Below are 13,654 nucleotides of genomic sequence, written 5' to 3' on the forward strand. Positions count from 1 at the left end.
GGTCTTTTGGAACGAGTTGTTCGAGACTTATCATCTCGATTTCATATTGGAGTGAGGGTGTATTTTTGAGCATAGGCATTTCCTTTTTTCGATATGCCTATTAGATCAAACCTCTAGAGGTATGTCTAGAGGTTTGTCAGCAGTCTGAGTCCATAATATGGACCCTCGCTTATTTACTAAACTCTATCAAATCCAATCGCGTTTAGGATTACGTTCATGTGAAATTTCGGTAATTTGTGGTTATCGTGCGCCAGCAACAAATGCAGCAATGCATCGTCGTAGCAAAGGCGTAGCAAGTAATAGCTATCATATGCGCGGGCAAGCCATTGATTTCCGTATTGCTAATGTTTCACTGGATAATGTACGTAAAGTTGCACAATCATTGAATAATGGTGGGGTTGGTTATTATCCACGCAGTAATTTTGTGCACGTAGATACAGGACCTAATCGTACTTGGCGTGGAAGTTGATTAAATACAATACAATAATGATGAACGTACAAATAATTCCAGTTACCCCATTTCAACAAAATTGCTCTGTGATCTGGGACGATAAAAAAAATGCTGCCATTATTGATCCCGGTGGTGATACAGAAAGGATCATTAATTTTATTAATGAAAATGAATTGAAACCTAAAATGATCTTATTGACTCATGGTCATCTTGATCATGTAGGTGGTGCAGCGAAACTGAAAAGAGAATTTGATCTTGAGATTATTGGTCCGCATAAAGCTGATGACTATTGGTTACAAGGGCTACCACAACAAGCTGAACAATTTGGCTTACCATATTGTGCTCCTTTAACGCCTGATCGTTGGTTAGATGAAGGTGAGATGGTGCAGTTTGGTGCCATTTCTTTTTCGGTATTACATTTACCAGGGCATACTCCTGGTCATATCGGCTTTATTAATCAAGAAGAGAATATTGCTTTTACGGGGGATGTATTATTCCGTCGTAGTATTGGACGTACAGATTTTCCCGGTGGAGATTTTTCACAACTGATCAAAAGCATCAAAGAAAAACTCTGGCCATTAGCTGATGATACGCAAATTGTTGCTGGTCATGGGTTATTAACCACAATTGCAGATGAAAAAAGACAAAATCCTTTTTTAAATGCACAAAATATCGACTAGATAAATGAACTCTTTTTATCGATAAACCTCTAATAGCTGCTCCGTTATTGGAGGTTTTATTTTTCACACAGAATATCAGGAAGATGAGGATTAAAATTTATTATGTTGCGGGTTTTCTCTCTATATCCAGTACTCTATTTTTTCGTTCTGAATTTAATTATTTTATCAGTGAGCCGTCTTGGTTTAGCCTTTTGGCAGAAAGAACGGGTTGATGCAGTGGATGGTTGGTTTCCACTCCTAGTACAAGGTGTACGTATGGACGTGGTTTCGCTATGTTGGCTATTTGGTCTATTTGCTTTACTTTCAGCGCTCTTTTTAGATAAAACGCAATTTGGTTCTGTGTTTAGAGTGGTATTGCGAGTGGTATTAACGGCAGGATCTGTGTTTATCCTATTTATGGAATTAGCCACACCAGAATTTATTAGTACCTATGATTTCCGCCCAAATCGTCTTTTTGTTGAATATTTAGTTAATCCACATGAAGTCTTTACTATGTTAGCTAAGGGCCATTTAGTGACGATGATTATTTCAATTATTGTGACAGTATTGGCAACATGGGGATATTGGAAGTTATCAGGTTATGTAGTGCGTGATGCGAATGCGGGAAGCTGGCTATATCGTCCTGTAATTGCCGTTGTGGTTGCTGGATTAGTGTTTATGGGGGCGAGATCAACCTTTGATCATCGTGGAATTAATCCATCAATGGTTGCATTTTCGTCGGATCCACTGATTAATTCATTGGTGCTGAATTCTGGTTATTCTGTAATGTTTGCTATCCGGCAGATGAAACATGAAGAAAGCTCATCTGAAATGTATGGAAAATTAGAGCCAGAACAGATGTTGACGACTCTAAAACAATTACATCCACGTCCAGAAACAGATTATATTCAAGGTGATATTCCTTTATTAAGTAAAAATCCTGCGACATATCAAGGTAAACCTAAAAATCTAGTGATTATTTTGGAAGAGAGTTTAGGTGCACAATTTATTGGTGCATTAGGTGGTTTACCATTATCACCAAATTTAGATCAGTTGAGTAAAGAAGGTTGGTGGTTTGAAAATCTTTATGCAACAGGTACACGTTCAGTACGTGGCATAGAAGCAGTAGTTACTGGTTTTACGCCTACACCAGCACGTGCCGTAGTGAAATTAACCAATAGTCAGAATAATTTCTTCACCATTGCAGAGTTATTAGCTCGCAGAGGCTATCACACTTCATTTATCTATGGTGGGGAAAAACATTTCGATAATATGGCAAACTTTTTCTATGGTAATGGATTTAAATACATTATTGATGAAAAAGATTATCCAAATCCAAGTTTTAAAGGAACTTGGGGTGTATCTGATGAAGATTTATTTGCTAGAGCGGATCAAGAGTTTCGCAAGTTACACCAAGAAGGGAAACCGTTCTTTAGTTTAGTCTTTAGTTCAAGCAATCACGATCCTTTTGAATTTCCAGATAACAAAGTTGAGCTATATGAACAACCAAAAGCGACCAGAAATAATGCAGCAAAATATGCTGATTTTGCGATTGGTGAATTTTTTAAACGTGCGAAGCAATCAGATTATTGGAAAGATACAATTTTCTTGGTGATTGCAGATCATGACTCTCGTGTGGCTGGAGCTTCTTTGGTGCCGATTACGCATTTCCATATTCCAGCATTAATTATTGGTGATGGTGTTACACCGAAAACTGATGATCGTTTGGTGAGTCAAATTGATATGCCGCCAACCTTATTATCATTGATGGGAATTGATGCTGAATATCCAATGTTAGGTTTTGATTTAACTAAATATAGTCCGAATCGTGCGTTAATGCAGTTTGATAAATCAATGGCATTGATGAATGAGAAAAATCAAGTGGTGATTTTACAACCAGATACACAACCACAAGGTTTTACTTATGATAGTGTGAAGAAAAATTTGCAACCTGCATCAGTACCAGAGGAAATGAAGCAACAAGCATTAACCTATGCATTGTGGGGCAGTTATTTATATAAGAATCGCTTGTATCGTTTATCGGAAAAATAAATAATAACAACTTAAGCCACGCGATAAACCTTGTTGGTATAGTAGACAAAATGATTGCTAATTTTTGAAAAATTACACCAAGTGGATAAGGTAGTTGTTAATACTTTGTTAAATTAGATTTGATGGTAAATTACAAAATATTATTATAAAATTACCCTTTTTATATTATTGTTTACCTAAGGAATAGTTAAATAAAATGAAATACTTACAAAACATTTTGGGCTCTTTGGCTTGTTGCTTAATGAGCACTCAGCTACTGGCAGTCCAACCTGATGTCACTCAGTTATCCCAGTTAAAGGCGAATTATCAGCGTTCTTTTACACAAGATGTCCCTTATAAACCTATAGTATGGTTAGGAGATCGCTATGAAGCGGATGCCTTGCTTGAATTAGCAAGTACAGGGATTAGCATTGATGGGCAAAAAAAATATTTAATTCCAAGCGAAGAAATTGTGTTGGTTATGCCTCGTATTGATCTTTTATCAAAAAATATTAAAGCATTGGCTAAAACAACAAAGCACCTTTACCTTTTTGTTATGGTCGATGATAAATTCGCTGAACCGTACGGTGATCGTAGTTGGGAAACATTGATGAAAAGTGGTTTAGCGAAAAAGTTACCATCAAATGTGAAGTTATTCAAATTAGAAAATGACTCTGTAACCGCAACAGGCGATCGTAATAATTTTGAATATCCAACAGAATTTATGCAAAGTGCTGTTTTCAAAAAACAGGTAAAACCCAAATTTGAACAAGTAACGACAGTATACGACAATACACCTAAAAAGTAGTTTATTTTTTATATCTGAGAATTAACGATAAGGAACGAATTTATGAATAAGATTTATAAAACAAAATATTCAGTGGCTAAAAAAGAGATTGTAGTGGTTTCAGAGTTAACTGCAAGTCATGGAAAGGAAACCAGTAGTGTTGATCAAAATAATAAAAAATTAAATTTTTCGGCTAAACTTTCTGTGATTTTTTCTGCAATATTAGCAGAGTTGTTGTTTCCGAGTTTTGTTAGTGCTGAAACATTAATAATGAAAAACGGAAGTATTTATGCTCAAAAGAATAGTGATTATGATGACTTCAATACCCGTCAGTTTGTAGCCTTAAACCCAGCGGGTAATTTGGATAAGAGTAATCCCGGTCCAGTAGGACTGTATTCTGTAGTTATTGGTAATGACGCTACGGGGGGAAGTAAAGATAATGATAGGACCACGGTGATTGGCTATAAGTCAAAAGCTATTGCGGGAGAAGCAACAGTAGTCGGTGCAACTTCAGGTGCTGGCTCACAAGCAGTAGCAGTTGGTGCGAATGTTTACGCACAAGGTTATAGCTCCATCGCAATTGGTAGTGATGACCCTATTGATTGGAATATTGATGGTGTTGAAGGCAAATATGGAGTGAAGTTTCCAAAGGAAACATTGATTAATATTTATCAGGATCTTTGGACTGGAGCAGATAACAAGAAATTTTTTGCTAATCAAACTGAATTTTTGAGTTCCTATTGGAGTGGCGACCTTAGTAGTAATAAAAATGAAAAAGCGATTTGGTCTCCTACTTATGCAAGAAAATTAGGTGCTATTGCAATCGGTACTAGAACAATTGCGGGAGGAGAAGTATCTACTTCTATTGGTACTCTTTCCTTTGCTCTAGCAGATCGTTCTACTGCGATGGGGATCAAAGCTTATGTTGATACAGCCGCTACAGGTGGAACAGCAATTGGGGAAAACTCTCGGATTTTTGCTCCAAATTCTGTTGCTATTGGTAATAAAACGGAAGCAACTTCACAAGGTGCAATGGCATATGGTTATCAAGCTTATGCTGTAGGTAAAAACTCAATTGCTATTGGTTCTCAAGTAGCGGCTTCGGGAGCATTTTATACGGCTAATACTACATCGTTGTTACCCGCTTATGCTAATTTATCTAATGCTGCAACTCAGAAGAATGGTGATGATGTAACAGTTAATCTTGATGCATATACGAAATTTGATACAGACACGAATAGTTTATATACAAGTGGAGTGCCATTATGGCGAGATGGGGATGTTTATTTAACTATCGGAAGTGAACAAATTCAAAAAACTAAAATAGCTGATAATGGCAATAGTAGTAATTCAATAGTTATTGGGGGACGTTCTTATGCGGTGAAAAAGAACTCATTGGCAATTGGCTATTCGACATTAGCTGATTCCGATAATTCTTTTGCTATAGGTTCTTATACTTATGTGAAAGCCTCGTCAAATAATTCCATTGCAGTTGGTGTTGGCTCCTATGTGAGTGGTGCAGATAGTTTCTTAGCAGGAACTCAATCAAGAACCGAATCGCAGCGAACAGTTGTATTAGGACCATTTTCAACGATTGGAACAAACTCTGAGCGTGCGATGACATTTGGTTATTATTCTTCAGTAGGAAATAATTCTAGTAAAAGTATAGCCTTTGGAGCGTCATCTCACATTACTAATGGCGTAACTGATAGTATGGCGTTCGGGACTAATTCATTTATTGATGCGTCACAGCGTTTAGCTGCTAATGGTAGTATTATTACTGGGGCATTAGCTCTTGGAAAAGGAGCTATAGTTAGAAAAGGAGATAAAACTAAAGAAACTGGTAATAATGCTATGGCATTGGGGAAAGGCGCATTAGCAATGCTTGAAAACTCAGTTGCATTAGGGGTTGATTCACGAACAGATTATAAATATGAAGATTTAATGTTAGATCCGTGGGTTGCAAAAGGAGCAACTTCTGTGCCAACTTCAGGAAACACGGGGGTTATTTCTGTAGGTTCAACAGGAGCAGAACGCCGTATTGTAAATGTTGCGTCTGGTCGCCTAGATACCGATGCTGTAAACGTAGCACAATTAAAAACAATTGATGAAAAATTTGATATTGCAATCAAATCGCTCAATAATGGTGGCGGGGTTAAATACCTTTCTATTGAGCACATCAATTCAGCAGGTGAAGCAGGGGCAATCAATGCCAAAATTAAGTTGGGTGAAAACTATGCAAAATATGTAAACTTGAAAAAAACATTAAAAAACATTGAGGCTCGTAAAAAACTTAATAATGATAGCTTTAATGAGGAATCAGTAAAAAAACTTGAAGATACATTGAAGCAATTGCAAGATGAGTCTGTTAGTGCTGGTGTAGAAGGCGGATATGCAAAGATAGCTAGTAGTTTAGAGGCTATTACAATTGTTGAAAATGGTGGTAATTACCAAGAGGTATTAGATAAAATTGCGGCTGCAGCTGAAACAGATTCTAAAAGATCTGTTAATAATTTAACCCCAGAAGAAATCGCAAAATTAAAACAAAATAACAATTACTTAAATGATGGTGCTTCTGGAATTGATAGTATTGCTTTTGGTTTCGGGGCGAAAACATCAGGTGAAGATAGTGGCAATAAAGGCAAACACGCTATAGCAATTGGCTATGAAGCCGAAGCTAATGGAGAAAATGCTATTGCTATCGGTAACCTCGCAAAAGCCTTAGCAAATAATGCGCTTTCCATTGGTAATGGTAATAAAGTAAGTGGTGCTAATTCTGGTGCATTAGGGGATCCAAATTACGTTAGTGGCACAGGTACTTATGTTGTTGGGAATGACAATGGTACTAGCACTACTTCTATTGCCGCGACAAACTCGGGGTTCTTTGGTAACTCAAATAAGACTACTATAGCAGCACAAAATGCTCGTGTTATTGGTAATCTCAATACTATTTCTGCAAACAATGTTATGGTATTTGGTAATGAAATTACTGCTAATGTAGAAAATTCAGTTTATCTTGGTAATAATACTTCGGTAAGTAGTTTTTCTGGTGATTCAACTGCTGGCGTAACATCATATAATAAATATTCTGGTAGTTCTTCGGATATTACAACTTTATTCTCAGGTTATGTTTTTGCTGGAGCAGGAAGCAGTACAAATGGGGCTGTGAGTGTTGGTTCTATAGGAAAAGAACGCCGTATCCAAAATGTAGCAGCAGGTTTAATTAGCGCCAAATCAACTGATGCCATTAATGGTTCTCAATTATATGCTACAAATGATCTGTTAGGTAAGTTGGCAACTACCAAAATCAAATTTACTGGTAATACTAATTCTACAACAGAAACGCAACTTTATTCGCCCGATACTCCTCTCAATTTTGATATTAAAGGTGATGAAAATGATTTAACCTCTAAGGCTTCAGGTAAGGCTATTTCATTTTCTCTATTAAAAGAAACCTCTATAGAGGATAAGAAAGATAGTTTAAAAACTGCAACAACAAAAGCAATTTATGATGCAATTGTTGGTGCAAAAACTACAGTAACTCAAACTCCTAATTCCCCTTATTTAACAGTAACACCTACTGTTGGTACTGGTTTAACTGCAAATGCATACTCTGTTGCATTTGATTATGACGCTTTAAAAAGAGATTTAACAGGGGAGTTGCCATTTGCAAAATCAGATGCTAGTAACTTAAGTTCAGATAATATTACTGCTTGGAAAAATACTCTCGGCTTAAATAATCTTTCTCCAAATATTGGCTATAGAGCAGGGGAAAGCACTGAGCGAAAAACTGTACAGGCTTCAACTGGTTTGACTTTTGTTTCAAAAGATGAGAATAAATTAAAAATTACCGCAAAAGATGAGGGAATAATTGAATTTTCCCCGCAAGATTATGCTTATACAAAAGGTGAAGTGGACCAAAAACTTAATGATTTAACTTCAACTTTAAATATTGCAGGAGATGGAACTTCACAAGGTTCTGTTAAACTTAAAAGTGAGGTGTTGGGGGTAAAAGGAACAGATAAGCAGATTATTACTAAGGCAGAAGGTCAAAATATCACTGTTAGTCTTGCTAAGGAAGTTACAGATAAAATTACTAAAATTGATGATAAATTAGATAAATCTGATTTAACAAATGAAAAAATTAGTGGGACCTTAACTAAAGGTAATGTAGTTGATTCAAACACTGTATCTGTTACAGGTACAGGTGCCAATCGTTTATTAGGAGATGGAAATCTTTCATTTGATGTTAAAGATGGATCGATTACATCTGCTAAATTAGCAGATAAGGCAGTAACTTCAGGTAAAATTGCTGATGGAGCGGTAACAGCAGATAAATTATATGATATCAAATTAAAATATAAGGCGAATAATGAAGAAACACCTAAAGAAATCAGTTTAAAAAATGGAAGTTTGAAATTCACTGATGGTAATAACACTACTGCTAGCGTGGAAAATGATGGAGTTGTTAAATATAGCGTTAAAACTACAACATTAAATCATGATACGGCAACGGGAGCGGTATCTGTAGATGATAGTTCAAAAACTTATTTCGCAACGGCTGGTAATGTGGCTGAGATGTTCAAGAAAACATCAGAATCACTAGCCAACAAAGGCTTAGATTTTACAGGTTCATTGAGTTCAAATGGACTCAAAATTCACCGTAACTTAGGTGATGAAGTGAAGATCATTGGGGCAAAAGATACCAATGAGGGTTTAGGGCAAATTACAGATTACAGTGCAAAAAATTTAGCAACTTTAGTTGATGCGACAAGTGGTACTATTCAGATTGCGATTAAGAAAACTCCTGAATTTGAGGGAATTTTACTTAAGGGACAAGATGGAACGAATGGAAAAGATGGCTTTATCGGAGTGGATAAAGATGGCAATGTAATCGTAAAAAATGGTATTGATGGCAAAAATGGAGCAGATACAACAGGTTCTAAAGTTGTGACTGAAGATAGCTTAAATGCTACAGCGAAATTAGCCTATAAAGCTAATAATCAAGGGTACAATGGACAAGAGAATCCTTCGGTTTCCCTTACTCAAGGGCTAAATTTCACCAATGGTTCAAATACTACGGCAGAGATAGCAGCTGATGGTGTAGTGAAATACAATGTTAATACTGCAACCTTAGAGAATAATTCAACAACAGGTGAAGTTTCTGTAAAAAATTCAGATAGTGGTACGAATTTCGCAACAGCTAAAAATGTTGCGGATACGATTAATGCTGCTTTAGGTAAAGTCTCTAATCTTAATTTAGTTGCAGATAACACAGATGCTACAGGTAAAGTTGAATTACCAACTCAAAGCTTAAGTATTAAAGGTACGAAAGATTTTATTACTACTAAGGTTACAGATAATAGTAATGATATAACGATCGATCTTGATCAAAAAGTGAAGGACCAATTAGCAAGTATCAGTTCAACTGCTGGAAATGCTGCAACGAAATCCCTAAATAATATTGATGAAGCTGGTAAAAATGTTATTACAAGTTTAATTACCGCAACTGGTAATAATGATATTTCTGTACAGACAACTGGTGGAACAAATGGTACTGAGAAAAACTTCTCCATAAGTTTGAATAAAGCAGATACAGTTGCAACTAATGAAACTAAAGCAGTAACAAGTGAAGCAGTTTATAAGGCAATTACCGGTGCAAAAACAACTGTTACTGCGGATAAAACTAATGTAGCAAATTCTGATTATTTAACGGTAGGCGGAGCTAAATCTAATGATTTAGAGGGAAATACTTTTACTGTTGGTTTAACTCAGAAAGCTACTGATGCTTTGAAAGCCATTGAAACAGCCTTGAAACCGTCTGACGGTCCTGATTCTAAGCCAAGTGGATTAGCTAATACAGACCTAAGTAATATATCGGATCAAGGTAAAAATGCAGTTAAGGACCTAGCAATTGAAGCTATTGATGTTAAAGCAAAAGAAAATAGTGGTTTATCTGTTGAAATAGATGAAACTACAGATCACAAGAAAACATTTACCATTGACTTAGCAAAAGCTACATTGAGTAAGAAAGAGGATGGTACTGTTGGAGTAGATAAAGCGGGGAATACTTTCGCAACTGCTGAAAATGTAGCAAGTACAATTAATGACATATCGAGCGAATTGACTAATAAAGGTCTTACCTTTAAAGGTGATAGTGGGGCTGATATTGCGAAAAAATTAGGTGATACGGTTACGGTTAAAGGTGGAGTAACTAATACCAATAATCTAACTGAAAATAATATTGGTGTAATCGCTGATAAAGATCAAAATTTAGTGATTCAACTCGCCAAAAAGTTAAGTGGTTTAACAAGTGTAGCAACGGAAACCTTAACAGCAAGTACCTCGGTAACAACACCTAAAGTCATTTTTGGTACGGGGGATAATGCACCAACTTTAACTGGTGTTGTGGGTGAAGATGGTACAAAAGCAATTGATTTTGCAGGTGCGAAAATCACTAAAGTTGGAAAAGGAACAGAAAATGACGATGCGGTGAATGTAGGGCAGTTAAAAGAACTTGGTATTACTCCAGACAAAGCCGTTGTTAGTTATGATAATCTTGATAAAACCTCAATTACATTAGGACAAAAAGGGGCTGATGGCGAGAATTCAGCACCAGTAGCTATTAATAATGTAGCAAGTGGTTTAGGCTTGGATGGAAAAGATGCTGATGGTAATGGTTCAACAAGTGATCCAAAAGCAATTTCACCAGAAAAAGCAAAAGACGCTGTAGCTAAATTACTTGAAACTAAAGGTGAGGCACTTAATAAAGCGACAAATGTTGGTGATTTACAAGCTGTAGCACAGGCTGGGTTAGATTTTGTTGGTAATGACGAAAAAGTTGTTCATCGCCCACTTGGTACAAAATTAAGCATTGCTGGTGAAGGTGTTGATAAAAATGCATCACAAACATTTAGTTCTGCTTCAGGTAATATCAATGTCGTTAATAACATTGATAACACCTTAACGATTCAATTAGCTAAAGCACTCACTAATATCAGTAGTATTGGCGGAAGTGAAGGTCAAGGAAAAATTAGCTTTGATAAAGGCGCTGTAAACTTCAACGATAATGTAATCGCTGGAATAAAAAGTGCAGTTTCAGAGCCAACAGAAGGTAAGGATTACCTAGATGCATTAGCTAATGCTGATGATTCAAGTGCGGTTAATGTATCTGATCTGAAAAATGCAACAGAAGCATTAGGCAACAAATTAACTGATGCAGGTTTATCATTTGCAGGCGATAGTGGTAATAACGTTACCCGTAAGTTGAGTGAAACCTTATCTATTAAAGGTGGAGTTACTGATGCAAGTAAACTCACTGACGATAACATTGGTGTTGTAGCTGATGGTTCAAGCTCATTAAATGTTAAATTATCTAGTGAGTTGAAGGGTATGACTTCGTTTGAAACGGCTGCAAATGCTGATGGCACAAGTACCAAACTTGATGCGAATGGCATTAAAGTTACGGGACAAGATGGTAAGTCTGCAGAGTATGGTCTAGATGGTTCTACTATTGCTAATAAAGAGGGTTCAGCAACTTATGGAGCAAATGATGTAACCTTCAAAGATGCAAATAATAAAGAATTAATAAAACTTGATGCTGCAAATAATGCTATTGTAGTGAATGGTAAAGATGGTAAGGACGGTATTACTATCAACGGTGAAACGAAAACAATTACTGGTTTAGATCAACGTACCATTAATGGAGAAGATTATGGTAAGGGAGATAATCGCGGTAATGCAGCAACAGAAGGTGCGGTGAAGGATCTTGCTGATGCGATTGGAGTAGGTTCAACAAATAAATTGCCTGTTGATGGAGCGACAGGAGCAGGTGGAAAAGATGGGCTAAATGGCACTTCTATTTTAGATAAAGTTCAAGCATTACGTGATGGTACCGCTGGTAACGCAGTTTATACTACCGAGTCTGGTGAGCGTTTGATTAAGCTTGAACAAGATGGTAAACCTGTTTACTACAAAGAGAGTGATGTTGAAAAAGCAGCGGATGGTAGTTCTGTTGCTAAAGAAGGTGCGAAAGATGTACCAACAGATAAAATTGTTATTTCTACTGTTAACCCAGATGGTTCAACAACTAAAGCGACTAAATTAGCTAACGTAGCAAGCTCAATTGGTGGTGAGGTGAAATCAGGTAGTAACAGCTTTATTGACAATTTAAACAAAGTTGGGGCTACTGGTGATGGCTCAGTAAATCCAAATACTGCTGTAACTGCACAAGATTTGAAAAACTTGGCAGACACTGGATTTAAGCTTCAAACTAATGATAATAAGGTTGATACTGTTAAAGCGGGGAATACTGTTCAAGTTAAAGATGGTATTAATACAAAAGTATCTAAAGTGGAAGAGAAGGCTGGTGTATTTAGCTATAGTATTAATGTGAATGGTGTACCTATGACTTATGTTAATAAAGAAGGTAAAGCATTAGCTAAAGTTGGTGATCGATTCTTCTTATTGAAAGATAACGGCGAGTTAGATCTTGAAGGTAGTACACCAGAAAATACAAAAATAGCAGGTGTTGCACTTGTTGATCCGCAAGGTGGTTCAGAGGCTCAAACACTTGATAATATTAAAAATGGTGAACTGAAAGCAGATAGTAAGCAAGCTGTGAATGGTGGTCAAATTGCTAATATTCTTGGCACAGATGCTGAAGGTAAAGCGATTACAACCAATATAGGTGGTACAGGTAAAGACAATATTGATTCAGCTATCAAAGCAGTTAAAACCGCTTCTGTTTCTGAAGTAACTGCTGGTGATAATGTTGAAATTAATACTGTAGAAAGTGATTCAGGTAAAAAAGTATCAATCAGTACAAGTATGAATCCTAACTTTGATACTGTTGGTCTTGGTGCAATACGTGATCAAGACGGTAAATTGCAACCTCGTATATCACTTGGTGTAACTAAAGATGGTGCATTAGCAGTCGCGGGAGCAGATGGTAAATCACCTGTTCGTATTACCAATGTTGCAGATCCTGTTCAAGATAGTGATGCTGTGAATAAACGTTATGTTGATATGCATAATCGTAAATTACGAGGAGGTATTGCAGGAGCAATTGCAACAGCAAGTTTGCCTCAGGCATATACATCAGGTAAAAGCCTATTTGCGGTTTCAGGTGGAACTTATGGTGGTCAAAGTGCTGTAGCTTTAGGTGTATCAAGAATATCTGATAATGGCAAGATGATTATTAAGTTAGTTGGTAGCACTAATACTCAAGGTTCTGTGAGTGGAGGAGTTGGTGTTGGATTTGAATGGTAAACAATAAGGTGTAGTAGACAAAATGGTTGCTGATTTTTAAAAAACTACACCAAGTGGACAAAGTGGTTGCTAATAATTATTTTCTAAGATTATTAGCAACTCTTTTTATTGGCATAGTAGACAAAAAGGTTGGTAAAAAGTGGGTTAAAGCTTTATAGTACAAGTGTAGTGGTACACTAATTTTGCAGTCCTCAATAGGTGGTAAACTATCACAAAAAGAGGATATTAAGATGAGAAGAACATTTAGCCCGGATTACAAAGTTGCCGCGGTAAAATTAGTCACCGAGCAAGGTTATTCTGTTGCCCAAGCCTGTTTGGAATTAGGGATAGGCGAAACGGCATTACGTCGTTGGATAAAACAAGTCCAAGCAGAAAAACAAGGCTATGTATTGCCCGGAACGAAGCCCTTATCACCGGAACAACAACGGATACGAGAGCTTGAACAACGCATTAAAA

The 13,654-nt window shown here is 36.7% G+C and carries 5 protein-coding genes and 1 pseudogene; all 6 read left to right on the forward strand.

Translation table 11 applies throughout. The annotated features are described in order from the left end of the window. Positions 1-148: 148 nt before the first annotated feature. Positions 149-469: pseudogene (locus A3EO_RS12910) on the forward strand (YcbK family protein); the annotation flags it as partial. Positions 470-489: 20 nt separating this feature from the next. Then, positions 490-1,131 carry an MBL fold metallo-hydrolase gene (locus A3EO_RS0109920; protein WP_018347025.1) on the forward strand — a complete coding sequence of 214 codons (642 nt, stop codon included), beginning with the start codon at positions 490-492 and terminating at the stop codon, positions 1,129-1,131. Between the two features lie 102 nt (positions 1,132-1,233). Beyond that, positions 1,234-3,162, forward strand: a complete 1,929-nt coding sequence (locus A3EO_RS0109925; RefSeq protein WP_018347026.1) for an LTA synthase family protein — start codon at positions 1,234-1,236, stop codon at positions 3,160-3,162. 196 nt (positions 3,163-3,358) lie between these two features. Beyond that, positions 3,359-3,949: a hypothetical protein gene (locus tag A3EO_RS0109930; protein ID WP_018347027.1), complete on the forward strand. Its 591-nt coding sequence runs from the start codon at positions 3,359-3,361 to the stop codon at positions 3,947-3,949. Between the two features lie 42 nt (positions 3,950-3,991). Further along, positions 3,992-13,198 (forward strand): YadA-like family protein, encoded by a 9,207-nt coding sequence (locus A3EO_RS0109935; protein WP_018347028.1) that lies wholly within the window; start codon positions 3,992-3,994, stop codon positions 13,196-13,198. 230 nt (positions 13,199-13,428) lie between these two features. Continuing rightward, positions 13,429-13,654 (forward strand): IS3 family transposase (locus A3EO_RS0109945; RefSeq protein ID WP_018347030.1); only part of this gene is annotated, 226 nt, incomplete at its 3' end.

The sequence above is a fragment of the Gallibacterium anatis DSM 16844 = F 149 genome (assembly GCF_000379785.1).
GTDB lineage: Bacteria > Pseudomonadota > Gammaproteobacteria > Enterobacterales > Pasteurellaceae > Gallibacterium > Gallibacterium anatis.